The following is a 25,251-nucleotide window of genomic DNA, read 5'->3' as shown; positions in this document are numbered from 1 at the left end:
TGAGGCCGCCATTGACGAGAATCTTCATGCCGCTCGTGCCGCACGCTTCCCACGGCCTGCGCGGCGTATTGATCCAGACATCCACACCCTGAACAAGATGCTGCGCGAGATCGATGTCGTAATCCTCGAGAAACACCACGCGCTGCCGGAATTTCGGCTGACGCGCCACATTGATCCACGAACGGATCATTTCCTTTCCATGAGTATCCGCAGGATGGGCCTTGCCGGAGGTCACGATCTGAACCGGCCGGTTTTCATTGAAAAGAATGCGTCCCAGACGGTCGAGGTCGCGAAGCAGAATGTCCGTTCGCTTGTATTCGGTGAACCGGCGCGAAAATCCGATGGTCAGAATATTCGGGTCAAGTGCGGTATCGGCAGTGTGCACCGCCCCCGCGTCGCGACCCCGCTCCCTGAGCTGGGTCGCCAGATGCCGACGCGCCAGATGGACGAGGCGCTCACGGCTCTTGTTTCGCATCGCCCATAGATTTTCGTCGGGGACCTGGGCGATATTCGCAACCTCGGTGCCTGGGTCCGACCGCCACCTTTCCTTCCCGCAAGCTTCCGTCCATATCCTGTCGGCCTCCGCGGAGTCCCATGTCGGCATATGAACGCCGTTGGTGATGTGCCCGACCGGCACCTCACAGGTCGGCCAACGCGGAAACAGCGGCTGAAATATGCGGCGACTGAATTCGCCATGCAGACGGCTGACGCCCACGGAAGTCGCCGAGCCGCGCAGCGCGAGATATGCCATGTTGAACTGCTCGTCCTCATCGTCTGGATTGATCCGGCCAAGCGCCAGTATGTCCGCGAGCGTGAGACTATCTCCCGCGATCGATCCTTCAACATAGGGTAGATATTTCCGTAACAAGTCAGCGGGAAACCTGTCGAAGCCCGCCGCAACGGGCGTATGCGTCGTGAAGACATTGCCTGCTCGCGTCGCCCACAAGCCGTCCCAAAAGTCGATATTCTCCTTCAGCGCCTGTTGGCGCGCACGCTCGATGATAGCGAAGGCGGCGTGCCCCTCATTGATATGGCAAACCTCGATCTCCGGATGGAGAGCCTTGACGACACGCCAGCCGCCAATGCCGAGCACGATCTCCTGCATCAGCCGCGTTTCGGTTCCACCGCCATAGAGCTTCGCGGTAATGCCCCGATCCGGCGGGCCGTTGAGCGCATCGTTGCTGTCGAGCAGATAGAGCTTCACGCGCCCCACATTCGCCTGCCAGACTCGCAGCAGCACAACGCGGCCCGGCATTTCAAGCGGGATGCGCAACCAGGCGCCTTCGGGAAGAATGACTGGCTCTATCGGCATCGCGGCCGGCTCGTTGAATGGATAGAACTCCTGCTGGGCGCCGCTCGCATCCAGGACCTGCCGGAAATAGCCCTCCTGATAGAGAAGACCTATCCCGACAATCGGAACATCGAGATCGCTGGCCGCCTTCAGAAAATCCCCCGCCAGAACGCCAAGGCCGCCGGCATAGAGCGGCAGCGCGGCTCCGAGACCGAATTCCATGCTGAAATAGGCCACGCCTCCCAGCTGCGACGCGTGCTCTGAGCTGCGAAACCATCCCGGCGTCTTCAAATATCGTTCGCGAACGGCAACAAAACTCGCAAGCTCGTCTAGAAACTTCCTGTCGCATGCCAGCGCCTTGAAACGCTCCCCTGGTGTGCCCTGCAGGACGACCCACGGATTGTGCGTGCGCTCCCACAGCTCCTCATTGACATAGGACCACAGGGAGTCGCCTTCATGACTCCATGTCCAGCGCAGATCGAGCGAAAGTGATTGAAGAATGGATATCGCGTCCGGCAATGTCGGCAAGGGAAGTGCGACCATGACTTCACTCCGTACATTCAGGTGCCGTGTGAGCGACCGGCATTCTTGCCTGAAGGCGAAATACACTATTAATTATCATGACGCCTTCTTAGCGTAAAATCCACGGCGATAGACCAGACGCATGATGCGCTGCACGACGTTACGCGCCCCTCATCTGGCGGCAGGCTGGCCGGGCTTACCCGGCCAGAAGATGAAGCCTGATCGGCGGGATTGTCTGCCTTATCGACGAGTAGTTCGCCAATTTGAACCACGGTGAGCCAGCCTCCACCTTCGATCACTGTCTTGCACGCCTTGTCCATCACGACATTCACTGCAGGAGTCCACAATAAAGCCTTGCTCGCGCATGTTGTGTTCAGATCGATCGCAGTCTGCGCACTCGCCTGGTTGATGTTCAGAAAACGACCAGCAGTTACCGCTACAGCGGAGGAATAAATCCGAGCGGCTTCGGAAAAACTCGATTGCGCTTCAAGACCATTTTTAGAGCCTCGCGCGGAGTCGGATAAACCATCGCGCGAAACATTCCGCACGAAGAGCAGCGGAAATTCAGCTTAGTCAATTGCCTGTCTTCGCCAATAAATGCTGCCACAGCAGACGACTCAAATAGAGCTACGCGGGCACATTTTCTGTCGCGGCAGCATACGCGCAGAAGCTCTCCATTCCGCGCTAATTCATCCAGCGTCGGCATTTTTCGTTCTCGTTCCGCTCTCTTTGTAGCATGCCGAAATCTAATCGGCTTGTGAAGAGGATTTCTGACCGCGCCTGGCGGCTCGAAGCGCGGTCAGAAACAATGAAATTGGTGAGCCAGGTGAAACAGCGCCATGACGTCTACACGGAGGTCACAGAGCGAATTGTCTCTGCTATCGAGATAGGAGAAGCATCGCCGTCAAAATGGATCTGCCCCTGGTCCACAGTCGGCGGCGCCCGCAATCTTGATGGACGTGAATATCGCGGCATCAACGCCCTGCTTCTTGGCTTATCTGGATTCAGCTCGCCAGTCTTCGGCACATTCAAAGCGCTCACAGCGGCCGGCGTTCAGGTCAGCAAGGGCGCAAAAGGGACGCGCGTCATCTATTATCTTTTCGGCAAAGAGACAGACGACGCGACTGAGAAAGGAAAATTCCGAGGCGTGAAAACTTACGCCGTCTTCAATCTTTCGCAGACAGACGCCGATGCTGCCACGCGCGCTGATCTCGAGGCCGCAGCTGGCGTGAAGCCTCTCCGAACGGCAGTCGAGAAAGACGCGCGTGTTCTTGAAATTCTCGACAAACTCAAGCTCCGCGGAGGCGTCAACAATGCGTCGCCGTTTGCAGCTTATCACCCCGCAGCTGACGCCATATCTCTGCCTTCGGCATCGTCGTTTTTCAGCGATGAAGATTGGGCATCTACAGCGGCGCATGAAGCCATGCACGCGACCGGAGCCTCTCATCGCCTAGACCGCGATCTAAGCGGACGCTTCGGCGATGCCTCATATGCAATGGAGGAGCTCGTTGCAGAGCTTGGCGCCGCGATGACGCTCTCTGCTGCTGGAATTCAAGCCGTCACTCGCGAAGACCATGCTCACTATTTATCCGCCTGGCTTCAACGTCTCAAAGCTGACTCTCGGCCGATTTTTGCGTGTGCATCTAAAGCACAGCAAGGCGCCGATTTTCTGTTAAGCGCGTAGCTCGAGGCCATTGCGCGTCGTCGGATTCTCCGACGACGACGCGCATTGAAAGGAAAATCATGAAGACGCGGACTGAGATTATTCGCGCGTTGGTAGAGCCAGTTCAAGCTGCTCTATCAACCGGAAAGCTTCACAGCGAGCTTGCAGAAGCTCTGACAGACATCTACGAACTCGCCGGCCGCAATGACGTTCCGGACGAGATTTCAAAGCTCATCTACGCCGCACGCTCCGCATCATTGATGCAGCCTGAATTCGATCAGCTTTTCCGCTCCATTGCGTCAATCGCTCAGGATGAATTGCTGACGCGTCACCGCGCGACGGTAAAAGCCACATACAAGCTAAAGAAAGACATCGCGCACGCATGGCTGGTGGAATACGTCGGCAGCGAGGATCTTGCGATGTCTATTGCTAGGGAGGTCGACTATGACGCTTCTCACTGAAGAACTGCGCGAAAAGCTCATCAAAATCGGCCTGGATGTCGAAAAAGGCGCTAATGAATTCGATCTTCAACCGCCTGTGAAGCTGTTCAATCCGTGCGGCGCCGGCACCTGGTTGCTAAGCTTTATATATCCTGATGAACCGAACCTGGCCTTCGGCCTCGCCGATCTCGGTCAGGGATTCCCGGAGACCGGAGACATCTATCTCCCGGAACTTGAGCAATTTCGCGGCAAGTTCGGCCTTGGCATCGAGCGCGATCTTCATTTCACGCCCTCGAAATCGCTTCGGAAATATGCAGACGAAGCGCACGAGAAAGGGAGTTTAATCGCATGATGCCTCCCCGCTCGAAATTCGGTTGTGACATTTTCGATGCTCTTGAAGCAGCGCCAGCTCCGCGCTGTTTTGAGAGCCTGGCCGGCGTGGCCTGGACCTGGCCGGCCGTAGAACTCTCAGTCGAAAGACTGAAGTCTCTTTGCTCCGGTGGCATCGAATGCATCGAAAACGGAGTGCGATTTGACGCCGAATTCTTTATGTGGTGCTGCCCTCTTCAGCGCGTCGGCGTCGTGTTCTTCGATGGCGACGTGACGCTTTTCGAGAGCGATTCAGTCACCGCGCTGACGAATTGGGCGCATCATATTCGCAATGCGCCGACGGCTCTACAACGCGTTGCGGATCGGGAAAAAAGCAATCGTCGTCATCGAGAGGAAGGATTCGAAAATCCATTCTCTTGAGACGGAATCCGGCAACGACTTCATCGTTTTCGAAGTCAGCGATCGCTTGCGCAAGGTCCAGCACTTCGCCAAGAAATTCCCCACCTCTCATCACACCATCCCCCGATTCCTCGTATTCGTCCGCTGAAATTCCCGAATTCTTTCGCGATCGCGTATCCTCGGAGGAGTCAAAATCGGCGCCTCCTTCCGAATTACTCTGACCCTCAAAAGCACAAATTTTTTGAGCTTTTTGAGAAGTCGAATTACCTGCCGTTTCAGCTTAGCCGCCTGCCTTTCAGCCGCGTTCGCGCGCTGGATTGCGGCGGCTTTTTCTCTTTCAGCTCGCTCGAAGCGTGACCTCCAGTAGTCCGCCGACAGGACATCTTCAAGCGGCCGTCCTGCAGCTTTCTTAAGCATGGCAGATACGCGCTGCTCAGCATGCCACTCGCCGCGATCGAGTCGGCGCCGGCGCGGTCCAATGCGCGATTGCCCGTGCTTCACCGCGACTTCGCTGAAATAGCGGTCTTGGAATGAGCGCATAGCGCTCATGTAAGCCGTCTTCCGAGCTTTTGGAGATGCGCCGACAGATGCTGCCCCGCTTTCTGCAGCCAGGCCTGGATGAACTTCTTCCCAGGCCAGGCGATTGCCGATGCGAGGCGCGGTGACGGCTACATGAATATGAAAAAATGTCTCGTCTGTATGCGCGACGACGGACCTGACATTTTTTTCGCCAAAGAACCGAAGGTTGAATGCGAGCACATCCCGCGCCCATGATGCCTCCTCTTCGCGCCGCGCCTCAGATCGCGGCGTCGGGAAGCTGTATACCGCGGCAAGCAATACGCGCGCCCGTCCGGATGTCGAGCGGCCACGGCTGTCGCGCAAATCAGCGGCAGTCATTTCGAGCTCATCTGCAAGCTCCATAGGCGCGCAGCCGAAGAGATGAACAGGCGCCGCCGGCCGCTCGACATGATCGCATGCACCTGGCGCGCGCGACATCTCCTCGAGTATCTGGCGCGCGCTCCAGCGCTTTTTGCCGGCCCGCTGAGAGCCAGCTGCGGTCCATAGCTCGATATGTGCGAATTGATGCTGCATTGCTTGAAAACCCCTCTGTGCCCCACTACGCCCCACTGGGCCCCACTAGGACCTATGGCGCCCTAGGTCATGCCCCACTGCGCGCCCCACCTTTTGCGTATAAAGACAAACGTAGACCGACTACGACTGTCATCGATCTAGATATGGTTCTTTCTCAACTCTCTGCGCGCTGAGCAAAAAAAGTAGGGCGCGATGGCGCCACTTCTTGGATTCTGTTTCCGCGATGATTTACTCGGCCGCCCAGGCCTTCCATGCCGCAATGCGCGCATTCAGCTCGCGAACCAGGCGCCGCGGCGCGCGCTCGCCGGCCGGTGAAAGAGCCGAAGATGCGACGGCGTCGGACGGCGCGATGAACTGCAGCTCAGGCGCCGGGGCGATGTCAGCAAGCAGCTCTGGCGGAGGCGCGTGAGGCCGGAACAATTCCGCTGTTGAAGAAGACGGCCACTGACAGTGAGAACATGACGAAGAGAATTATCGCCGCATCGTTGCGAACCAACGAGATCTTCTCACAGCACAGGTAATGCACAGCAAATGTCGAGAACCTGATCTCTCTATCGCAGCCAGAGCACGCGGCAGCGTCGCAAAGCCCAATGCGTCCGGCGCTTTTTAGCTCCTCAATGTCGGCTTTCGGACTCGTCTTCTTGACGCGCAATGCAGTTGCCCGAATGAGCTTCTCGTGCGATCTGACGACAGGATCAAGCGCAGTCACATTGCCGCGCTGGAAGGCTTTTATGCACGCGATTTGTGCGGCGCGGTCGATGTCTTTCGTCTCCCTTATTCTCACTCCGCGACCTCCGAAAACAGATCCGAAGATTCAATTCCGCGCGCGTCGAAGTGAGCGCGTATGCGACCGAGACCGACGTTTCGAAGCTGACGCGCGCGCTCTTCTGTGAGCCCGACCATCACGCCGATCTTGTCGAGCCTGATTTTCGGGTCGCGAAGCACGTTCAACTCGACGATCAACCGCTCGCGCTCGGGAATACTTTCGAGCGCGGATTCGATGACTGCTCTCGTTCTGTTCTCAACAAGAGCATCGCTCTGAGACGGCGCGATCGTCGGCATGTCATGCGCATCAAGTACGGTCCTCGGCGAGCTGATGAATGCCGCTACAGCAGAAACATGCTCGCGCGAGCAAAGAAACGATGATGCGATCTCGGCCGCCTGCGCTTCAGAAAGCCTCGATAGATCGAAGCCACGTGTCCTGGCTTCGCGCGGAAGGCGATTAAAGAGCGCGCGCAAATGCTGCGAGCTGTTTGCGCTTGTCACGCGCTTCGAAATCAGAAGCGCGTGAAACTCGGTTTTGATATAGAACTCTGCGATGCGAGCGACGCGCGCGCCGCGCCTTTCATCGAAATTCTTGCATGCGATGATGAAGCCGACGCGCGCAGCCTGAATGAAGTCGTCAAGCTGCACGTCTGGATTCTTCAGATGCGCGGCGCGCGCCCTGGCTTTGATGAGGGGATCATAAGCCTTGAGAACCTCGCCCAGGGCGTGCCTGTCGCCGCGGCGCCAGGCCGCTATGGATACAATTTCCTGAGCGAGGCTGGTCATGTCAGAGCTCCCCGCCGATGATGATTGCAGATCCGGCTTCATCTGAAGCAGCGAAGACAGCCTTCGGAAAATCGCGCTCTTGCTCGCGAACATTTCGAACCTGAATAATAGCAAGAACGAGCGCGGCGACGCCGATCGCATGCTCGCTGAGCTCCTCGACGAGCTCGGACGGAATTTCGAATTTCAGTTCAGAAAGCAGAAAATCGGCGCGGCGCGCAGTGCAAGCGAATCCGCCCTCGCCATTCGCGCGTATGAAGATTTCGATCCCTGTTTCTGCATCGATGAAGCGATCGGCTACATCGCGATGGACAATAAAACCCTTGTATTTATTGAAGTTCGGCATTTCTCTTCTCCCTGTTTTCGCATTAAAAAAGCCGCACTCAGAAAATGGGTGCGGCTGACAGACCTTCGCTTTTTTTAGCTTTTTACATTTGTCTCTCCATGCCCTCGATCGCAGCCCGAAGGCTGATCTCGAGGAGACGACTGCGCTGATCTTGAGAAAGAAGGGCGTCTGCATCCGCATCCGCATCGTCAGATTCAGAGAGCGATCTATCCAGCGCGCCGATCGCGATGTTATAGATCTGAGCGAAACTGATGCTCTTCTTCGAGAAAAAATCCGGGCAGTTTTTGAAGAAGAACTCTTCAAATTCGTCAACGAGACAATCCTCGAACTCACTTGAGAAAAGCTTTTCTTCGAGCTTCTCGATCGCCTCATCATAAGAATTGAGCCATGCCCTTGCTGCGCTATAGACCCTTTCGAATTCATCGAGATCGGAATCGAAGCTCTTATGACCGATCTTGAAATCGCTTCCGAAATTTCCGAACTCGTTCTTCGAACCTCCCGATGCGCTCGCATTTCGCGATCCGGAAAGTTCAATCTCGATCCTAAACTCGCGATCTCTGTCGCAGATAAAAGCCTCAAAAACAGATTCTCTGCGAGATTTGATAGAGATTTCCTGCATTTCTTTCTCCATGTTTTCCGCGCCGTTTCCGCCGGCGCAATTTGATACTTCCGGACCTGGGCCGGGGCCGAAGCCCCGGCCGGAGTCATCGTCAGGCATTCTCGAGATCCTCTTCGGCTTCGCGAGCAGCTTCATATTCAGCCTCGCGCTCAGCAGCCTCGATCTTGAAGCGCTCAAAGCCATCGCGCGCGGCCTCGAGAATTTCTGCGCGCTGCTCTTCGCTGAGCTTGCTCTCAGCGAATTCGCCGCACTCGCAGCACGAGTCATGACCGGAAAAGGAGTTGCGCAAAGCTCCGATCGCGACTTCGAGAAGTTTGCTGTCGTCGATGCCCTCGATGAAGTCTTCGAGCCACTCGCGAGACGGGTCGAATGCTTCTCCGAAGCTGTCAGCGACATACTCAGCGAAGTCGATCTCATCGACGGCTTCTTTGACTCGATTTTTGAGATTCTGCATTTTTCTCTTCCTTCTTTCCCTTTTTGAAATGCGGCACCGCGCCGCTCTTCTAATTTTTCTCTATGAGCCGAATTTAAAAGGTCGACCGACAGAGCGCTTTTTTTGCGAGACAGTGATTTTTTTTTATGATGTCGGAGGGGGCCGGAGACCCCTCCGATTTCTTCAGGCGGCGCGCATCTCGCGCTCGACCTCGAGCCAATTTTCGACCGCCGCGCGCGCGGCTTCTTCGCGGGAAAGAGAGCGGCACCAATCGATCGACAGGCTCGGTTGAGAAAAGTCGAGATCATACTCGACGCCCGTCACGCGGTTGCACGCCCTGATGCTTTCGCGATCGAGTCCGATAGAAAGCTCGATCTCTTCGCCGCCCTCGAGCTTCACTTCCGCGATTCCGCTTGAGCCATTGTTGGCGGCGGTGAACTCAAACTTTTCGGTTTTTGCATTCCGCATTTTTCTCTTCCTTCTTTCTGGAGGCGGCACTGCGCCGCGCTTCTCATATTTTTGATTTAGAGTCCGTTTTTTGGAAAGCAAACGCGTCAAGCAACTCCTTTCTTCTCGTTAACTCCATTTTAAGGACGCGAAAATGCTCTCCATATTGCGTGCGCTCGAGCGCATGCATCTCTGCAATATCTCGGATCGTCGCAAAATCGAGTTCAGAAATTCAATCCGCGTATCCAGATTCGTCTGATAGCTCGCGCATCGCGCGGCTGACAGCAGACGTGATCGTGTTGTCATTGAGCTTCATTGCCTCACCCCATTCCAATAAGGCCTGCGCGTCGGCTGGAGAATGGACGGGGCCGACGCGCTTGCAGCCCGGCTGAGGCTGGCGGAATGCCGTCCGAATTGGATATGGGTTCGAAAACGGGCCGCCAATTTTTGGACCCATATCCCTGTTGCGTCGAACAACAGGAGGATCAAATGAACAAGCATTACACGCACAAGATCCGCACGCCGAAGGCCGGCTCGCGCCGCGCCCCCCCCCGGAGAGCACAACGACAAGCTCATGGATGCTGCGCGCTATTCGAAAGAGTTTCTGCCGCTCACTCCGTCGAAGGGATACCGCGTGTGCTCTATGGCGCGCATGCGTGCGAAGGTGAGAATGGCGCTCCTCGGACGGTTGAAAGTCAACGACGCCTTCGACTTTCATGCGATGGGCGTTTCTGAGTCCATACGGCCGTCAATGTCTCATTGATTGGCATACGAACGAACAAATGCGGATTAACAAAATCGCGGTCGAATTTGAGCGCGATCTTGTTTAAGGGAGAATGTAAATGGATATCGGGACCTACGTAGACGGCGCAGATATCGAGCAAGGCGTGTATGCAGACATCCCGCACAGCGTCTATCACGGGATGCTCACGAAGACGCCGTCTCTATCTTCGTCGATGGCGCGAGCACTCGTCCATGAATGCCCGGCGATGCTTTATGCGCGCAGCTATCTCAATCCCGATTACGAGCGCGAAGAAAAAGCGCATTTCGATGTCGGCAGCGCGGTTCATCTGCTCTATCTCGAGCGCGAAAAATACGCAGATTCCATTGCGGTGATCGATGCAGATGATTGGCGCAAGAAGGAAGCGCAGGCGGCGCGCGATGAAGCGCGTGAGGCCGGAACAATTCCGCTTTTGAAGAAGACGGCCGACGAGCTCGAGCTCATGCGCGCTGCGCTTCTTTCTCATCCGATCGCCGGTAAAGCGTTCTCTGGTGCTGGTTTTTCTGAACTTTCTCTCGTCTGGAAAGACGCCGAAACTGGTGTTTGGCTTAAAGCGCGCCCCGACTGGACGCCGGCGAGCTTCAATTTCCTTGTCGATCTGAAGACCTCGACCACAGCAAACCCGTCTGATTTCGCGCGCAAGGCATATGGCCTCGGCTATCACATGCAGGCGGCGTGGTATCTCGACGCGGTAGAGGCTGTGACGGGCGAGAAGGCGAAGAATTTCTGGTTCGTCGTTCAGGACAAGAACGCGCCGTACCTCTGCAGCGTCGCCGCGTTCGATGAAGACGCTGTTGCAGCCGGCCGCGCGAAAAACCGTGAGGCGATTCGAATGTTCGCTGACTGCATTGAGCGGAACGATTGGCCTGGATATCGCCAGGAAAACACGCCTGATCGCGACACCGCATTCATCCTCGCGCTGCCTGGTTGGGCACAGCGCGACATCGAAATTGTGCTTGCGGCAGATTGATCGGATCGCGGCGGAACAGAAATCAAACGGATCGGAGACAGAAATGGAAATTCGGAGAGCCTCTCGCCAGGATACTCATCTTTTGATTTCGCTGACCGGTCCAAGTGGATCTGGAAAGACGAAGTCGGCACTGCGCCTCGCAGCCGGCCTTGGAAATAAGATCGGCTTCATCGACACAGAATCGGGCCGCAGCGGAATCTATGCGAGCGACCATGTATTCGATGTCATCGACCTCACGCCTCCGTTTTCGCCGGCGCGCTACATCGAGGCGCTGCGCGCGTTCGAGGATGCCGGCTATGACGTGGTTGTCATCGACAGCGCAAGTCATGAGTGGGAAGGCAACGGCGGAGTCATCGATTTGGCCGACGCGCAGCGCAACGGGCGCGGCCAGCCGCTTCAGGGCCTTCTGAAGTGGCTTGCTCCGAAGCGAGAGCACAAGCGCTTCATGAGCGAGCTGCTCCGGACACGCATGCATGTCGTCGTCTGCTTGCGCGCAAAGCCCGAATATGAGCAGCGCAAGAACGCCGGCGGCCGCGATGAGGTCGTTCGCGTCGGCTGGAAGGAAGTCGCGGAGAGCGCGTTCATTTACGAGATGACTGCCTCTGCGATGCTCTCGAATGAGCCTGGTCGCCAGGGGTTCCCGTCGATGACGAAATGCCCGGCAGGTCTTCTCCATGCTTTCCCCGGCAATACCGTGATCTCGGAAGAGACCGGCCGGGCAATCGCGGCGTGGCTCGGCGACATCGCGCGCGATCCACAGCTCGAGCTCCTGGTCAGGACGGCCGGCGACGAGGCTGAGCGCGGAAGCGACGCCCTCAGGGAATTTTGGTGCACGCTTACGAAAGCGCAGCAGCTCAAGCTCAAGCCGCGCATGGACGCGCTGAAAGCGCGCGCGGCTGAGGCCGACACGCCGGCGGCGAATGAGAACGCCGCCGACCTCGACGACCCGTTTGCACACGGAAGCATCGCAGCGGTTGAATAACTCGAAGCCGCAGCGATGAGATGCTGGGCAGTGAAGTGCCCTCGAGCTTCCTTGCCAGTGACCGGACCTACGGAGGCCGGCGCGTCTGGCATGACGTGCTGGCCTCCGGGCACGCTTGCGGCTTGTATCGCGTCGGACGGTTGATGCGGCAGCAGGCCTTGCGGGCGCGGCCTCGGCGGCGATCTCTCCCCAAGGACAAGCGCGAGCGATCTACCAACGCCATCGCACCGAATGTGCTGGCGCGTCAATTCGAGGCCGATGCCCCGAGCCGCAAATGGGTGGCGGACTTCACCTATATCTGGACGGCCGAGGGCTGGCTCTATGTGGCGGCCGTGATCGACCTCTTCTCTCGCCGGGTAGTGGGTTGGTCGATGACTTCGTCGGTGACGGCGATCTGGCGGCGGGGCAAGCCCGATGCGCTGCTGCATCACTTCGATCGCGGCGCGTTACTCGCGGTCACATCTTGTACGGCTGCCGATCTCAGGTGCCTCCTTCTTCCTGGTAAACGAATGCGTTTAGCGCCAAGACGTGACACCTATGCAGACGTTATCCGGTAGCTTTTGGCGACGCCTCTGGGTAGCTGGATGCCTGAAGACGGCAGCCATATTTTGTTCCCGATCTGTTCTCTTTTAATTTATTGTGTGCTAATAGAAAGACGTCGTTTTTTCGCTGCGGAGTCGCTATCGTCGGCGCGACGCGCCTACAAAGAGGGCATTGACATGGCTACGAAATCCGCTCAGCGGGCGAAGAAGAAAACAGTCACCAGGACCACCGGTCCCTTCCAATCATCTAGCCAGTTAGACCATTCGAGTTGGGTCACTGCCGATAGCAAGTTCGCCGGCGTCATTCTTGGCGATTCCGCGACGATGCTCAAGCAACTGCCAGACGAAGTGTTCAACGTCGCTGTGACGTCACCGCCTTACTACTGGGTGCGGGACTACGGCTACGATGGCCAGGTAGGCCATGAGGAGAGTGTCGACGCCTACATCGATGCGCTGATGAAGGTATTTGATGAGGTGAAGCGCACACTGCACCCTGAGGGTGTCTTCTTCCTCAACATCGGTGACACATATTATTCCGGCAACGGCCAGCCCCATGGCAGCGACCCTCGCAGTTCGTCGCGTAATTTCGCCCGGACGAAGCTGCGTCCTGTTGACCGAAGTGGATGGGATATCCCGAAAAAATCGATGATCGGCGTGCCGTGGAAAGTCGCCTTCGCCATGCAGCAACGCGGGTGGACGCTGCGCAGCGACATTATTTGGAACCGCGTCAACGCCTTCGTCGAACCGACTGCGCGTGATCGACCGTACCGGCAGTACGAACACGTCTTCATGTTCTCGAAGTCCCGCTTCTATTCCTTCGACCGCACGAAGCTAGTTGAGGAGGACGTTTGGAACATCCCGATTGAACGTAACCTCCGCACCCGCCAAGCCGGCCACAACGCCGCGTTCCCATCCGAGCTGGCGCGACGGTGCATCGAGGTCGGTAGTCCTATCGGCGGTCACGTGCTCGACCCGTTCGTCGGATCTGGCACGACTGTCTTCACCGCTCTGGCACACGACCGCAACGTGGTCGGCGTCGAAATGGGGGAGGACTACGTCGATTACATCGAGACCACGCTCCAATCAGACGGCCATAAACCAACCACATGGAAGGAAGTGCAAAAGTGTCTTCTAAAACCGTCCGCGCTATGGGACACTTGGGCCGGTAACAAGAATAACTTCCGTAAGCCAGGCCAGGGGCGGCCGATTGATCCGTGAAGTATTTTGACATTCCCACCATCAAGGCGGCGATTGAGCGGCTGCAGGAGCACTCCGGCACCACGCTGATTACTGGTTTTGTCTTCGCCGCAAATGACGTCAATACGACTGCTGTCACGGATTTGTCGAAGAAACTTGGCACCGATCGACTCGTCGATCGGTACTTTGGCGGCGCGTTGGTTGGTCTCGAGCCAATGAAGCGAGGGAACCTACTTCGGCCCAGATTCGAGGACGTCACTTGGAAGAGCGGCCCTTACGCCGGCGACTACATCATTCGGCAAGACACTAAGTTTTGGGGCAACATCTCCTCAAGCCGTGGCTATCGGGAATGGGCCCAGCGCGGGCTCATCGAGGGGGATAAATCGATCTTCCAGCTGGAAAGCGGCTTCAAAGCCGCGTTCGAGGAAGATATCTCGGCCACGTTCCGGTTCGAAGACTTCATGGTCTGGTTATTCGCTTTCACCGGCATGCCGGACGAGATCGATGGGTGGCAAGCGCTCTATGACCATCTTGTGAAGACCGTGCTCGGCTTGACTCAGTTCCAAGCGGAATATCTTGGACGCTTCAAGTTGACGGACCCTCCGTTGCCGTGGCCGACGACCATCGCTACCAAAACCACCAATGAAGAGTTCCTCGCCCAACTCGCCCCAAAACTCTATGCGCTCATCGACGCAGCCCCCGAGTACGACAATGACGATGAGTTGCCGCTGCTGCCCGACGACGATCAGGACTACAATTCGATCACGACCGCGATCAAGTTGAAAGAAAGCTACTCATTCCTGCTCGCCGGCCCTCCGGGGACGGGCAAATCCCGTAAGGCGCGGCAGCTGGCCATCAAACTCGCGGGTGGTGATCCGAAACGCGAGTTGTTCCTGCAGTTCCATCCTGCGATGGGCTATGACGACTTTGTGCAGGGCTTTCGACCAGTCGCCATCAAGAACGACGAGGGCGAGGAGGTTGGGGTAACCTACAAGCTCGCTTTCCGCTTGTTCATGCAGCACGCCGAAAAAGCTCAGGCCGACCCCAACAGTACCTATGTGGTTGTCATCGATGAGCTCAATCGCGGCGACGTGGCTAGGATCTTCGGCGAGGTGCTCACGTACTTGGAGCCCTCGTATCGCAAGAAGTCGTTTCGCCTGTCTTACGCTGAGGACGACATCACGCTTCCGCGTAACCTGATCGTCATCGCTACAGCGAATCCCTACGACAGATCGGTCACTGACCTGGACGATGCATTGCTACGGCGCTTTTGGGTCATTGAGATGGAGCCGAGTGCGACAGCGCTGCGCGCTCACCTCGAGGAGAATCACGTTGAGCCTGGTTTGGTAAATCGCACCGTGCAAATGTTCACGATCATCGACGGGGCGATGCCCAATGGCTTCGGCCACACAAATTTCCTACGCGTGCGGACACTCGACGACCTGAAGGCAGTCTGGTTAGGACGCGTGAAGATGGGGCTTAATCGCGCCTACATGCATGATCGCGTCACATTTGACGCGACGGCTGCGGAGATCGCCGCCTTGCTGACTGCGGCCCAGCACGAGGAGGACGACGTCGGCGCCGACGACGAAGGCCCGGCGCCGACCCCAAAGACCTGAATTGGCTCGCGCGGTGCGGATAGTCGACATCGAAGAGCGCGAGAACCGAGTGTTCCCGCGCGAGGATTTATTCGACAACGCTGGCCATTCTCTCGTCCTCCCGGAGACCCGGACGCTTGCCGCAGTGGAGCTCAAAGACGTCCTAGACGGCGTTAGCCTCCGCACCCTAGGTCTCATTGGCTACCTGCCATTAACGAGCGATATCGTACTCAATCTGCGGCCGAAATTTCCGCTGGCAAACCTGTGGCGCATGCTGGCCGTTGCGGACGAGAGCTACGATCGCGTGCTGCCTGTGCTGCGATCATATGAGCGCACGAATGCCTCGGCACCCCACCAATTGCTCGCCCGCAGCTTCTGCCACTACCTACGTTCCATCATGGATTTCGGCCTGGCACGTGGCTATTACCGCATGCCCTACACCGGCTTCTACAAGCCGAGGATCGATTTCGGGCGCACTGTATCCCGCCACCTATCGCGCGGTGACGATCTCACCATCTCAGGTGACGTCTTTACCTTCTCCGCACACTTATCGGTCAATGCAGTGCTGAAGTCTGCATGTCTGGCCTTCCTGCGCTTGGTGCCTCGAGCCCCGAAGTGGACTGCCGAGAGGAAGCTCCTGCTAGAAGCCCTCAATGCACTACATCGGGTTGTGTCAGAGCCGATGCGCTTTGGCGATGAGGCCCTCGCCGACACTGCTCCGCGTTGGGTTAGAGAACAATATCGCGGTGCACTGTCCGTTTACGCCATGCTCCTTGGCTATACGCAGATCGGCTTCGGCTACGACGCTCAGGGCAGCGAGATGCCCTCGTTCCTCTTTTCGCTCGACAACATCTTCGAAAGCTACGTCCGTAACACGTTCCGCGATGCGCTCCGGGACAAGAAGATCGCTGTGCTCGACGGTAACAAGCCGAAGCACCACGGCAAGCTGTTCCTCGACAACAACCAATTCCCGACGAAGCCTGACCTGATATTCCGGAAAGATAAAGTCGTGATCGGCCTGGGCGAGGTTAAGTACAAGCCCCAGATCGAAGAGAAAGATCGCTATCAGGTCCTCAGTCATGTGCTTGCTGCCGGTTGCAAAGTCGGCGTTTGGATCTCGCCTGCGGCCGCCGGCAAGCCTGGGGAGCTCAGATACGTGGGCTCCGTATCTACTGGGGCCAAGTTCTACCACTATCAACTCGACATCGGCGGAGACTTAGACGTTACAAGCGCCGCAATGGTGAAACAGGTCACCGCGCTGCTGCCGGTTTAGACCTCGTGGCCACATATAGCCCTTCTGACAAAGAAAATGACAGCCGCGGATGAAAATTCCGCGGCTGTTGTTGCGTCGGGTACGATCGGGAGCAATGTCTTGACCAGCGAAAAGAACGAGGAGTGAAATGAATGTCAGTTCTCCGGCGCCGCTTCATAAAAGACTACGTCGCCGGCGACGAAATCAAAGTTAGGCTCTGTCAGCTGCGCCGCGTTGAGCGCTTGTTCGACGCGGTCGAGCACTCGCTTTCAGTGAAAGAGCCTGGCGCCGCGGCATTCGCGAACGCGACCGTTCAGGGCATGCGCAGAGATAGCGGTCGTGTTCTGAAGCGCTTCACTCAGATCGCCGCGCGCGGCTTCGAGAACAAGCGCGGCGGCGCGCTGTCTGGCGAGAAGTTCAAGCTCAGGCCGCTCACTGCTGGCTCTTTAGAGGCTTTCGCTCGCAGTGCATATGATGAGACTTGGTCCCTGGCGAAGTCGCTCAGCGGCGCCGATATCGAGGTAGCGAAAGCACTCGCCGAAGCCTCGAAAGCGCCTCTCTACCGATCAGCCGCTGGCGCTGCTTCTGTAGCCCTGTGGCCGGCGATGGTCATGGTCCCATCGAAAGAAGAGCTTCGCGCGAGCGAAAAAAGAAGGCGCAGAAGCCGATCATCGCGGCCCGCAAGTTCATCGACGTGCTCGCCGAGGAAGTGAATCAGAACGCGTGTTAACTTCTTTTTAACCATGTTTTGAGGCCGTAGATCTCACCGCAGCCTTTTCTATTGACTGCGCTTGAAATTTATTCACATGCCTTGAATGGAGACGCTTTTCATAGACACAACATCAGCAGCTCGCGCGCTCGGTCGCTCGCGCAGTTGGTTCTATGCGAACCGCCGGGCACTCGAGCGAATCGGTTTCCCGAAGCTCCATCCGCTTATCAAGCGCTATTCCGCTGCATCGGTGATAAAGTGGGTTGACAGCCAGCGGGGGCTGACAGATCGATCGATCGACGAAAACCCGTTCGATGAAGCATTCTGATGCGAGCTCTGAAAGTCCGCTACCTAGAAAGCCGTCTGTGCGCCGGCGGCAGGACCGCATATTATTACAACCCGAAATCTGACCTTCGGGCGGCCGGCATTGTCGAGCGACAACCGCTCGGGGATGACCTAGGCCGCGCCGTCGCTAAGGCTGAAGAGCTTAATCGCATAGTCGACGAGTGGCGCGCCGCAACGCGCCGCGGCGAAGAGTTGAAGCATGACAGGAAAAAGCCTGGCAGCATCGCCGACCTCTTCGACCGGTATCAGCGCAGCGCTTATTTCACCGACAGAGCGGAAAAAACGCAGGGCGATTATCGCAAATGCATGCGCGCGCTCGAAGACACTGTTTTGAAGAACGGCGCGCGATTCGGCGACATGCCGGCCGCGAAGCTCGAGCATCGCCATGTCGATTCGCTCTATGAACTGCTGCGGAAAAAGCATGGGCTTGCATATGCAAATGCGATGATCCGTGTCGCCCGCCGCGCGTTCGGGCTCGGGATCAGGTGGAAGCTTGTGAAACAAAATCCGTTCTCGAAGCCATCGCTGAAAGAGCTCCCTGCTCGCCAGGTCGTGTGGACTGCAGCGGAAATGCAGGCATTCATCGACTCCGCTAATGCTGCCGGGAAGCCTTCTATCGGGCTTCTGATGCGTCTCGCATATGAGCTCGCGCAGCGCCTGGTCGATGTCCGCGCATTGAGCTGGGACATTTACGCTGACGGCCTCTTCGTCTTCGAGCAGACGAAAACCGGGACGCGTATGCAGCTCCCGGCGAGTGATGCACTGGTTATCGAGCTCGAAGGCCTCGTGCGGGCGCCTGGGAAGCCACTGGCTCCATGCGAGACGACCGGCCGAGCCTGGGGCGCGTCGCATCTGACGCACGCTGCGCGCGATATAATGCGCGCTGCAGGGCTTCCAGATTCCTTGCGACTTTCTGACATGCGTAGGACATCTCTAACGCATCTCGGTGCGGCGGGCGCAAGCGATGACGAAATGATGTCTATGAGCGGTCATCTCACGCGCTCGATGCTGACTCGATACTCGCGCGCTACAGCCGAAAAAGCGCGCAACGCACTGAAGAAACGCGACGCCTGGCGCGCGGAAAATGCAAAAAAGTCCAAATGACTTCTCGGGATCGAGTCCAAATGGACTCTCTCCGCGTCTATAAAACACTGATTTTATTTGGTTTTTTGGTGGGCGCACGTGGACTCGAACCACGGACCCGCTGATTAAGAGTCAGCTGCTCTACCAACTGAGCTATGCGCCCGCCGAAGGCCTGAACTGCGGAGCAGTATCGGCCGCGGGTCTCAGGGACCACCAAATCCGTCTGAGAGCGCTGCTAATAGCAAAGCTCGGAGGGTCTGTCCAGCAACCTGTGCGAACTATTTTTTGCGGCATTCCGGCCATTTCCACGCAGGCCGAAAAACCCGATCCGGTTACCAGAAGGCGTTGTTGCCGCGAGCAATTTCAAGGTTGCGATGGATATAGACGCTCATGAGCAGCCCGAAGGCGAACATCAGCGAAAGCATGGCCGTGCCGCCATAGGAAACGAGCGGCAACGGCACGCCGACGACCGGCAGCAGGCCCATGACCATCGCCGAGTTGATGAACACATAGAAAAAGAACGAAACCGAGATGCCCAGGGCCAGAAGCCTGCCGAACTGGTTGCGGCACTGCACCGCCACGCTGAAGGAATAGATCAGTACCACGGCGTAGAAGGCGAGCAAGGTCAGCCCGCCGACGAAGCCCAGCTCCTCGCACAGCATGGTGAAAATGAAGTCGGTCTGCTTTTCCGGCAGGAAGTTCAGATGCGCCTGTGTGCCGGCCATGAAGCCCTTGCCGAAGACGCCGCCCGAACCGAGCGCAATCTTCGATTGCAGAATGTGATAGCCCGCGCCAAGTGGATCCCGCTCGGGATCGAGGAAGGTGAAGACACGGTTGCGCTGATAGTCGTGCAGGCGGTCCCATACGATCGGAATGGCGGCGAGAACGGCAACACCGCCCAGAATGAAATACCGCCACGCCAGCCCCGCCGCGAAGAAAAGAACGCCGCCAGAGACCGTCAGCAGAATCGCCGTGCCGAGATCCGGCTGTTTCACCACCAGGCCAACAGGCACGACGACGATGAGCAACGGAACCATCAGGTTCTTGAGGCGCGAAACCTCCTCAAGCGTCAGCCCGTGGAAATAGCGCGCCAACGCCAGAAGAATGGCGACCTTCATGACCTCCGACGGCTGCAACTGGATGATGCCGAGATTGAGCCAGCGCTGCGCGCCCATGCCTTTGAAGCCGACGATGTCCACGGCGGTCACGAGCACCAGCGCTACCGCATAAAGCGGATAGGCAATGCGCATCCAGAGGCGCAGGTCGACCAGCGCCACGACGATCATGATGCCGGCGCCCAGGACGAAGCGAATCATCTGCTTCAAGGCCCAGGGGGAAAAGCTGCCATCCGCCACGGAATAAAGCATGGCGAAGCCCATCGACGAGATGACCGTGAGCAACAGCAGGAAGCCCCAGTTGAACTCCATCAGCTTGTCGCCGATGCGCATTTCGCGGCCGGTAAAACGACGCAGGTCCAGCATCACGCCTCCTCCACATCGCGGCGCGGCACATAGGCCTGCGGCTTGGCCATATTTCGCTTCTGAACTTCAAGCATGATGTCGCGCGCGGCGGGCGCAGCCGCACCCGAACCCGAGCCGCCATGCTCGATCACGAGCGCCATGGCATATTTGGGCTCCGCGACCGGCGCGAAACAGATGAAGAGCGCGTGGTCGCGCAGGCGCCATTCGAGCGTATCGTTCTTGCGCACGCCAGAATCGCGTTCCGCCATGCTGATGCGGCGCACCTGCGCCGATCCCGTCTTGCCCGCAAGCTCCATGCCCACCTCGGCGATGCGGGCGCGGTAGGCCGTGCCCCCCGGCTCATTCGACACGCCGTTCATGCCGCCCTGCACGATCTTCAGATGTTCGGGGTCGACATCCATCCGGGGCGCCTCCGGCACCTGCACGAGCTGACCGCCAATGGCGCGCGTGAGGCGCGGCTTCACGGCATATCCGCCATTCGCCAGCCGTGACGCCATGACCGCGAGTTGCAGCGGCGTGGTCAGAAGGAAGCCCTGCCCGATTCCGGTGATCAGCGTTTCGCCCTGCTGCCAGCTCACGCCTGTCGTCGCCCGCTTCCAGTCGCGAGTCGGCACGATCCCCTTCTTCTCGCCGGGAATTTCGAGATCGTAAGTCTCGCCCAGCCCGAAGCGCGACGCGACCTTGGAGATCGCGTCGATACCGATGCGCTTGGCGACATCGTAGAAATAGACGTCGCAGGAATGCTTGATGCCGTCATGCATGTTCATGGCCCCATGCCCCTCCTTCTTCCAGCAATGGAAGAGGTGGTTGCCCAGCGCATATTTGCCGTTGCAGCCGACGGTATGGTTCGGATCGATGCCAGCCTCGAGAGCGGCAATCGCCGTGATCGTCTTGAACGTGGAACCCGGCGGATAAAGACCGGCGAGCGCCTTGTTGGTCAGCGGCTTGTAGGGATTGTCGACCAGCATTTTCCACTGGTCCTGACTGAGCCCCATGTTGAATTCATTCGGATCGAAAGCCGGCGTCGAAACGAAGGAAAGAATGTCGCCGTTGTGAATATCCATGACGACGGCGCTGGCGGATTCTTCCTTGAGCCGGTCGCAGGCGAATTTCTGGATCTCCATGTCGAGCGTCAGCACGATTTCCGAACCGGGCTTGCCCTGATCCTTCGAGAGTTCGCGGATCACGCGGCCATAGGCGTTGACCTCGACATGCGTCGCGCCCGCGACGCCGCGCAGTTCCTGATCGTAGGTCTTTTCGATACCGCTCTTGCCGATACGGAAACCCGGAAGCTTGAGCAGGGGCTGCTCATCATCGGCTGCATCCATCTCCTTGTCGGAAACAGGGCCGACATAGCCGACGACATGGGCGAGTTCCATCGCATAGGGATAATAGCGCGTCTCGCCGACATCAGGCTGAACGCCGGCAAGATCCGGCTCGTTGAAATTCACCTGCGCGAATTGTTCCCAGGTCAGGTCTTCGGCCACCGTCACCGGCATGAAGCGCGGCGAGCGGGCGAGATCACGCATGATCTTCTTCCGGTCGAAGGGCGTGATCGCGACGATGCGCGACAGCTTGTCCAGCGTCTCGGCGATATCCGGCGTCTGCTCGGCGACGAGAACGGCGCGGTAATTCTGCCGGTTGGAGGCGAGAACGCTTCCATAGCGGTCGACGATGCGGCCGCGCAGCGGCGCCAGCAGACGGACGTTGATGCGGTTCTCTTCCGCGAGCATCCTGTATTCGTCGGACTTGAGAACCTGCAGATAGTACATCCGGCCGGCCAGAACGACGAACGCGGCCGCTTGCGCGCCGCCGAGCACCAGGGTGCGCCGCGTGAAGGTCTCGTACCGAGAACTGTCTCTGCCGTCGATCTGCATGTCTCGTTCCCGCTCCTTCTCTAGCTCGAAGGAAGGATGCGGCGCTCAATGAGCCCGAATATCCACGCGAAGAGCGGAAACAGCGCCACCGTCACGAAAAGATGCCAGACCACCGGCCCGATCGGGAGAAAGGCGCTGTAGAAAAGCGAAGCTGCGGCCCAGCCGACGAAGCCCGCGAAAATCGCGGTCATCAGAAAGCCGAGCCAGAAAACGGAGAACGGCGCATTCACCGCAAGAAAGCGCTGCGTCAGCACGACGATGTAGGTAAGCACATAAGCGAAGGCCCAGAGCCCGATGGGGCCGCCCGAAAGAAGATCGGACAGCAGCCCCACCAGAAAGACCGCATAGACCGGGAACATTTCGGATCGAACGACCGCCCAGTAATAGATCGCCATCAACCCGAATGCGGGCATGACCGAGGTGCCGAAAATGCGGCCCACCGGCACAAAGGACAACAGCACGCAGACAAGCCCCATGATGAAGGGCAGCACGGTCAGCACGATGCGGCCCGCGCGGGCCGCCGGTGTGGGCGTATAGGATTCGAGCTTCGCCATCACTCGGTCCCCGGCGTGTCTTGCGCGCCCGGCACCACATCTTCTTCCTCAGGCGGCGGCGGCACTTCCTCCGCCGCGTCGGGCACCGGCTGCATTGTCGCGGGGCCAGGCGCCGCGGCAGGGGCAGCTGCGGAAGCTGGAGCCTGAGCGGGCGCGAGTTTCTTCTCGGCCTTCGGCGCAACCTGTGCGGGCTTGACCGGCTTCGCCGGGGCGGGCGTCGCGTCGGCAAGAGGCGGCGTCGCGGGCTTCGGCGCGCCGGGAATGGTAGCGGCGGGCTTCACGCGCTCGACGGGCTTTGGCTGGACCGGCGGGCCAAGCAGTATTGAAGGCGGGTCTTGCCGGTCCACCTCGCTCGGGAATTCGTATTTCAGGACACGGACAAAATCGAGCCGGTCACGGTCGGCGAATGCCTGCACGCGCAGGAAGCCGTCACTCGTCTGGATGACGAGGCCGACCGGAATTCCCGGCGGAAGCAGCCCGCCATCGCCGGATGTCACGACGCGGTCGCCCGGCGACACGCTGCCTGTGGAAGCGAGATATTCGAGTTTCGGCCAATCGGTGTTGTCGCCGGCAAGGATCGCCTTGTAATGCGCTGGCTCGACCACAACGGGGATGCGGCTGTTCAGGTCGGTGAGCAGCAGAACGCGGCTCGCCTTTTCACCAGTCGCAACGATGCGTCCAACGAGCCCGTCCGTGTCGATGACGCCGTCGCCGCTCTTCACACCGGCTTCGCGGCCAACATTGACGATGACGGTATCGACGAAGGGGCCGCCATTGTCGCTGACGACGCGGCCGCTCACATATCTGATCTGGGGATCAATCTGGACATTGAGCAGCGCCTCATAACGGGCGAGCTTCGACTCGAGCTTCAGCGCGGCCTCCTTCCAGGCGAGGAGACGCGCATTTTCGGCGCGCAGCCGCTCGTTCTCGTCGAAGACATAGGCGTATTCGTCGGTGCGTTCGACGACACGGCGGGCGGCGGCGACGGGCCGCGAGGCGATTTCGAGAAGCGGCGCCGTCAGATCGGTGACGACCTGGCGCGCCCGATCGAAGACGTAGGTTTCCGCCCGGCCGAGAAGCAGCAACGCAGCCGCCAGCGTCAGCATGAAGACGAGCGAAATCCTGTTGGAGATTTCACGGATCGGAACTGATGACCGGTTAGGATCTATCGCCAAGTTCTTGCTTCCGCTGCCCCATCAGCCCGCATATGCGGAACTTTCGTCTGAACTCAGTATACCGATGAAAGAACGTGCTTCATCGTCTTGATGTGCTCAAGAGCCTTGCCCGTGCCAAGCGCAACGCAGGAAAGCGCGTCGTCGGCGATCGAGACAGGCAAGCCCGTCTCATCCCGCAGCACCTGATCGAGATTGGCAAGCAGCGCGCCGCCGCCCGTGAGCACGATGCCCTTGTCCACGATGTCGGCGGCAAGTTCCGGCGGAGTCGCTTCAAGGGCAACTTTGACCGCCTCGACGATGGCGCCGACAGGTTCGGCAAGGCTCTCGGCGATCTGGCGCTGGCCGATGCGGATTTCCTTCGGAACGCCGTTCATCAGGTCGCGGCCCTTGATCTCGATGGTCATGCCGTCGCCATCCGCAGGAATGGCGGCGGAGCCGACTTCCTTCTTGATGCGTTCGGCTGAAGCCTCGCCAACCAGAAGGTTATGGTGACGGCGGATATAGGCGATGATCGCCTCGTCCATCTTGTCGCCGCCCACGCGCACGGAGCGCGCATAGACGATGCCGCCCAGCGAGAGCACGGCAACTTCCGTCGTGCCGCCGCCGATATCGACGACCATGGAGCCCGTCGGCTCGGTCACGGGAAGGCCTGCGCCGATCGCGGCCGCCATCGGCTCCTCGATCAGATAGACGCGGCGGGCGCCGGCGGAGAGCGCCGATTCCTGAATGGCGCGACGCTCGACCGCCGTCGAACCCGACGGCACGCAGACGATGATCTGCGGATTGGCGAAGGAGCGCCGGTTGTGAACCTTGCGGATGAAATGCTTGATCATCTCTTCGGCGACTTCGAAGTCGGCGATGACGCCATCGCGCATCGGCCGGATCGCCTGAATGTTGCCGGGGGTGCGGCCGAGCATCTGCTTGGCCTCCTCGCCGACGGCAAGGACCTGCTTCTTTCCACCCTTCTCGATGATGGCCACGACCGAGGGCTCATTGAGCACGATGCCTCGCCCCTTGACATAGACGAGGGTGTTCGCCGTGCCGAGGTCGATTGCCATATCAGCGGAGAACATGCCGAGCAGACCGGAAAGCATGTCTATCTTTGTCCTTTAAAGGTAGGTCGCCGGAGGTCGCAGTCTTGAGTTCCGTCGACGGTTGAAAGTGTCGTCAATCGCGGTGGCTTTTCAGTTAACGCACCGCCGCCCGCCGCCCGCCACCGCGCCGGAAGCCGGTCAGCAAGGCTATCTCAATATCCGGGAAGATCGTCCCCATTATTCATCCGTATGCGAACAAACCGGGGCGCCGTGCAGGCCGGGCGCGACGCATGAACGCGGAGGACAGTACCGTCCACTCCCGCCATTCCGCTCACTCCCACCCTTCGGGTCATTCTTCCTGCCCGCCTCGTCACTTGTTTGCTGGTGCCGGCCGGACCGTCGTCCACCCCGCGAAAGCGCATCGCATCCTGTCAGCTTTGGGCTGCCGCAGCGAATCGTCGAGAGCGGCGATTCCGTCCCGGGCGCGCGCGACAGCTTGAGGTTTGTACGCCGAAAGACGACAGAGGCGCAACGAAAAACA

25 protein-coding genes, 1 tRNA gene and 1 pseudogene are annotated in these 25,251 nt (G+C 58.6%); 12 read left to right on the top strand and 15 right to left on the bottom strand.

The genetic code is table 11. The annotated features are described in order from the left end of the window. On the bottom strand, window positions 1-1,834 hold a 1,834-nt coding region (glgP, locus tag ABFC66_RS07035), incomplete at its 3' end, for an alpha-glucan family phosphorylase (RefSeq protein WP_346740231.1). Between the two features lie 68 nt (window positions 1,835-1,902). Continuing rightward, window positions 1,903-2,361 carry a hypothetical protein gene (locus tag ABFC66_RS07030; protein ID WP_346740230.1) on the bottom strand — a complete coding sequence of 153 codons (459 nt, stop codon included), beginning with the start codon at window positions 2,359-2,361 and terminating at the stop codon, window positions 1,903-1,905. Between the two features lie 260 nt (window positions 2,362-2,621). Here ABFC66_RS07030 and ABFC66_RS07025 point away from each other — a divergent pair, with 260 nt between their 5' ends. Genes ABFC66_RS07025 through ABFC66_RS07010 form a run of 4 tightly spaced genes read left to right on the top strand, consistent with a single transcriptional unit; the run spans window position 2,622 to window position 4,666 of the window. Then, on the top strand, window positions 2,622-3,497 hold the full coding sequence (locus ABFC66_RS07025; RefSeq protein WP_346740229.1) for a zincin-like metallopeptidase domain-containing protein: 876 nt from the start codon (window positions 2,622-2,624) through the stop codon (window positions 3,495-3,497). Window positions 3,498-3,556: 59 nt separating this feature from the next. After that, the gene (locus tag ABFC66_RS07020) at window positions 3,557-3,937 is read left to right on the top strand and encodes a hypothetical protein (protein ID WP_346740228.1); all 381 of its coding nucleotides are present in this window, start codon (window positions 3,557-3,559) and stop codon (window positions 3,935-3,937) included. Continuing rightward, entirely contained in the window at window positions 3,921-4,268 is a 348-nt protein-coding gene (locus ABFC66_RS07015) for a DUF2958 domain-containing protein (protein WP_346740227.1), read from the top strand. Before ABFC66_RS07020 ends, ABFC66_RS07015 begins: the two co-directional genes overlap by 17 nt. Further along, window positions 4,265-4,666, top strand: coding sequence for a hypothetical protein (locus ABFC66_RS07010; RefSeq protein ID WP_346740225.1), 402 nt, complete (start codon window positions 4,265-4,267; stop codon window positions 4,664-4,666). The genes ABFC66_RS07015 and ABFC66_RS07010 overlap by 4 nt, the downstream gene beginning before the upstream one ends. A gap of 90 nt (window positions 4,667-4,756) precedes the next feature. Here the strand turns inward: ABFC66_RS07010 and ABFC66_RS07005 are convergent, their stop codons facing one another. The 7 genes from ABFC66_RS07005 to ABFC66_RS06975 all read right to left on the bottom strand — a co-directional run bounded on the left by ABFC66_RS07005 (window position 4,757) and on the right by ABFC66_RS06975 (window position 9,241). Continuing rightward, complete coding sequence (locus ABFC66_RS07005; RefSeq protein ID WP_346740224.1) at window positions 4,757-5,737, bottom strand: hypothetical protein; 981 nt, start codon at window positions 5,735-5,737, stop codon at window positions 4,757-4,759. 379 nt (window positions 5,738-6,116) lie between these two features. Beyond that, a complete protein-coding gene (locus ABFC66_RS07000) occupies window positions 6,117-6,521 on the bottom strand; it encodes a hypothetical protein (RefSeq protein ID WP_346740223.1) in 405 nt (134 codons plus the stop codon). Beyond that, entirely contained in the window at window positions 6,518-7,288 is a 771-nt protein-coding gene (locus ABFC66_RS06995; protein ID WP_346740222.1) for a sigma-70 family RNA polymerase sigma factor, read from the bottom strand. Before ABFC66_RS06995 ends, ABFC66_RS07000 begins: the two co-directional genes overlap by 4 nt. A gap of 1 nt (window position 7,289) precedes the next feature. After that, on the bottom strand, window positions 7,290-7,631 hold the full coding sequence (locus ABFC66_RS06990; RefSeq protein ID WP_346740221.1) for a hypothetical protein: 342 nt from the start codon (window positions 7,629-7,631) through the stop codon (window positions 7,290-7,292). Between the two features lie 82 nt (window positions 7,632-7,713). Beyond that, the gene (locus ABFC66_RS06985) at window positions 7,714-8,349 is read right to left on the bottom strand and encodes a hypothetical protein (RefSeq protein WP_346740219.1); all 636 of its coding nucleotides are present in this window, start codon (window positions 8,347-8,349) and stop codon (window positions 7,714-7,716) included. Next, complete coding sequence (locus tag ABFC66_RS06980) at window positions 8,342-8,704, bottom strand: hypothetical protein (RefSeq protein ID WP_346740218.1); 363 nt, start codon at window positions 8,702-8,704, stop codon at window positions 8,342-8,344. The genes ABFC66_RS06985 and ABFC66_RS06980 overlap by 8 nt, the downstream gene beginning before the upstream one ends. A 162-nt stretch (window positions 8,705-8,866) precedes the next feature. After that, window positions 8,867-9,241, bottom strand: a complete 375-nt coding sequence (locus tag ABFC66_RS06975; RefSeq protein WP_346740217.1) for a hypothetical protein — start codon at window positions 9,239-9,241, stop codon at window positions 8,867-8,869. A 731-nt stretch (window positions 9,242-9,972) separates the two neighbouring features. Here ABFC66_RS06975 and ABFC66_RS06970 point away from each other — a divergent pair. The 8 genes and pseudogenes from ABFC66_RS06970 (at window position 9,973) to ABFC66_RS06935 (ending at window position 18,610) form a co-directional block, all read left to right on the top strand. After that, the gene (locus ABFC66_RS06970) at window positions 9,973-10,881 is read left to right on the top strand and encodes a PD-(D/E)XK nuclease-like domain-containing protein (protein WP_346740216.1); all 909 of its coding nucleotides are present in this window, start codon (window positions 9,973-9,975) and stop codon (window positions 10,879-10,881) included. Between the two features lie 43 nt (window positions 10,882-10,924). Beyond that, window positions 10,925-11,863 (top strand): AAA family ATPase, encoded by a 939-nt coding sequence (locus tag ABFC66_RS06965; protein ID WP_346740238.1) that lies wholly within the window; start codon window positions 10,925-10,927, stop codon window positions 11,861-11,863. A gap of 5 nt (window positions 11,864-11,868) precedes the next feature. Then, window positions 11,869-12,306: pseudogene (locus ABFC66_RS06960) on the top strand (IS3 family transposase); the annotation flags it as partial. Window positions 12,307-12,582: 276 nt separating this feature from the next. After that, a complete protein-coding gene (locus ABFC66_RS06955; RefSeq protein WP_346740215.1) occupies window positions 12,583-13,623 on the top strand; it encodes a site-specific DNA-methyltransferase in 1,041 nt (346 codons plus the stop codon). Continuing rightward, window positions 13,620-15,221 (top strand): AAA family ATPase, encoded by a 1,602-nt coding sequence (locus tag ABFC66_RS06950; protein ID WP_346740214.1) that lies wholly within the window; start codon window positions 13,620-13,622, stop codon window positions 15,219-15,221. Before ABFC66_RS06955 ends, ABFC66_RS06950 begins: the two co-directional genes overlap by 4 nt. Window position 15,222: 1 nt before the next feature. Next, window positions 15,223-16,473 (top strand): hypothetical protein, encoded by a 1,251-nt coding sequence (locus tag ABFC66_RS06945; protein ID WP_346740213.1) that lies wholly within the window; start codon window positions 15,223-15,225, stop codon window positions 16,471-16,473. A gap of 131 nt (window positions 16,474-16,604) precedes the next feature. Then, window positions 16,605-17,165, top strand: a complete 561-nt coding sequence (locus ABFC66_RS06940) for a hypothetical protein (protein WP_346740212.1) — start codon at window positions 16,605-16,607, stop codon at window positions 17,163-17,165. Window positions 17,166-17,488: 323 nt separating this feature from the next. After that, window positions 17,489-18,610: a tyrosine-type recombinase/integrase gene (locus ABFC66_RS06935; RefSeq protein ID WP_346740211.1), complete on the top strand. Its 1,122-nt coding sequence runs from the start codon at window positions 17,489-17,491 to the stop codon at window positions 18,608-18,610. Window positions 18,611-18,676: 66 nt separating this feature from the next. Here ABFC66_RS06935 and ABFC66_RS06930 read toward each other — a convergent pair. The 6 genes from ABFC66_RS06930 to ABFC66_RS06905 all read right to left on the bottom strand — a co-directional run bounded on the left by ABFC66_RS06930 (window position 18,677) and on the right by ABFC66_RS06905 (window position 24,770). Next, window positions 18,677-18,752, bottom strand: a tRNA-Lys gene (locus ABFC66_RS06930). Between the two features lie 169 nt (window positions 18,753-18,921). Beyond that, window positions 18,922-20,070: a rod shape-determining protein RodA gene (gene rodA, locus ABFC66_RS06925; protein ID WP_346740210.1), complete on the bottom strand. Its 1,149-nt coding sequence runs from the start codon at window positions 20,068-20,070 to the stop codon at window positions 18,922-18,924. Beyond that, complete coding sequence (mrdA, locus tag ABFC66_RS06920) at window positions 20,070-21,947, bottom strand: penicillin-binding protein 2 (protein WP_346740209.1); 1,878 nt, start codon at window positions 21,945-21,947, stop codon at window positions 20,070-20,072. The genes rodA and mrdA overlap by 1 nt, the downstream gene beginning before the upstream one ends. A 20-nt stretch (window positions 21,948-21,967) precedes the next feature. Beyond that, window positions 21,968-22,501 (bottom strand): rod shape-determining protein MreD, encoded by a 534-nt coding sequence (gene mreD / locus ABFC66_RS06915; protein WP_346740208.1) that lies wholly within the window; start codon window positions 22,499-22,501, stop codon window positions 21,968-21,970. After that, window positions 22,501-23,676: a rod shape-determining protein MreC gene (locus ABFC66_RS06910; protein ID WP_346740207.1), complete on the bottom strand. Its 1,176-nt coding sequence runs from the start codon at window positions 23,674-23,676 to the stop codon at window positions 22,501-22,503. The genes mreD and ABFC66_RS06910 overlap by 1 nt, the downstream gene beginning before the upstream one ends. A gap of 53 nt (window positions 23,677-23,729) precedes the next feature. Continuing rightward, the gene (locus ABFC66_RS06905) at window positions 23,730-24,770 is read right to left on the bottom strand and encodes a rod shape-determining protein (protein ID WP_346740206.1); all 1,041 of its coding nucleotides are present in this window, start codon (window positions 24,768-24,770) and stop codon (window positions 23,730-23,732) included. Between the last annotated feature and the right edge of the window lie 481 nt (window positions 24,771-25,251).

Source organism: Parvibaculum sp. (genome assembly GCF_039680535.1).
Lineage (GTDB): Bacteria > Pseudomonadota > Alphaproteobacteria > Parvibaculales > Parvibaculaceae > Parvibaculum.
Note: the sequence above shows the minus strand (reverse complement) of the source record. Positions and strands in the feature narration are given on the sequence as shown.

What these genes read in the sequence shown, in the direction of transcription:
- ABFC66_RS07020 (WP_346740228.1), top strand. Translation starts at nt 3,557, where the DNA reads ATGAAGACGCGGACTGAGATTATTCGCGCGTTGGTAGAGCCAGTTCAA.
- ABFC66_RS06905 (WP_346740206.1), bottom strand. Translation starts at nt 24,770, where the DNA reads ATGCTTTCCGGTCTGCTCGGCATGTTCTCCGCTGATATGGCAATCGAC.
- ABFC66_RS07005 (WP_346740224.1), bottom strand. Translation starts at nt 5,737, where the DNA reads ATGCAGCATCAATTCGCACATATCGAGCTATGGACCGCAGCTGGCTCT.
- ABFC66_RS07025 (WP_346740229.1), top strand. Translation starts at nt 2,622, where the DNA reads ATGAAATTGGTGAGCCAGGTGAAACAGCGCCATGACGTCTACACGGAG.
- ABFC66_RS07015 (WP_346740227.1), top strand. Translation starts at nt 3,921, where the DNA reads ATGACGCTTCTCACTGAAGAACTGCGCGAAAAGCTCATCAAAATCGGC.
- rodA (WP_346740210.1), bottom strand. Translation starts at nt 20,070, where the DNA reads ATGCTGGACCTGCGTCGTTTTACCGGCCGCGAAATGCGCATCGGCGAC.
- ABFC66_RS06990 (WP_346740221.1), bottom strand. Translation starts at nt 7,631, where the DNA reads ATGCCGAACTTCAATAAATACAAGGGTTTTATTGTCCATCGCGATGTA.
- ABFC66_RS06980 (WP_346740218.1), bottom strand. Translation starts at nt 8,704, where the DNA reads ATGCAGAATCTCAAAAATCGAGTCAAAGAAGCCGTCGATGAGATCGAC.
- ABFC66_RS07010 (WP_346740225.1), top strand. Translation starts at nt 4,265, where the DNA reads ATGATGCCTCCCCGCTCGAAATTCGGTTGTGACATTTTCGATGCTCTT.
- ABFC66_RS06935 (WP_346740211.1), top strand. Translation starts at nt 17,489, where the DNA reads ATGCGAGCTCTGAAAGTCCGCTACCTAGAAAGCCGTCTGTGCGCCGGC.
- ABFC66_RS06940 (WP_346740212.1), top strand. Translation starts at nt 16,605, where the DNA reads ATGTCAGTTCTCCGGCGCCGCTTCATAAAAGACTACGTCGCCGGCGAC.
- mreD (WP_346740208.1), bottom strand. Translation starts at nt 22,501, where the DNA reads ATGGCGAAGCTCGAATCCTATACGCCCACACCGGCGGCCCGCGCGGGC.
- mrdA (WP_346740209.1), bottom strand. Translation starts at nt 21,947, where the DNA reads ATGCAGATCGACGGCAGAGACAGTTCTCGGTACGAGACCTTCACGCGG.
- ABFC66_RS06955 (WP_346740215.1), top strand. Translation starts at nt 12,583, where the DNA reads ATGGCTACGAAATCCGCTCAGCGGGCGAAGAAGAAAACAGTCACCAGG.
- ABFC66_RS06995 (WP_346740222.1), bottom strand. Translation starts at nt 7,288, where the DNA reads ATGACCAGCCTCGCTCAGGAAATTGTATCCATAGCGGCCTGGCGCCGC.
- ABFC66_RS06965 (WP_346740238.1), top strand. Translation starts at nt 10,925, where the DNA reads ATGGAAATTCGGAGAGCCTCTCGCCAGGATACTCATCTTTTGATTTCG.
- ABFC66_RS06970 (WP_346740216.1), top strand. Translation starts at nt 9,973, where the DNA reads ATGGATATCGGGACCTACGTAGACGGCGCAGATATCGAGCAAGGCGTG.
- ABFC66_RS06985 (WP_346740219.1), bottom strand. Translation starts at nt 8,349, where the DNA reads ATGCCTGACGATGACTCCGGCCGGGGCTTCGGCCCCGGCCCAGGTCCG.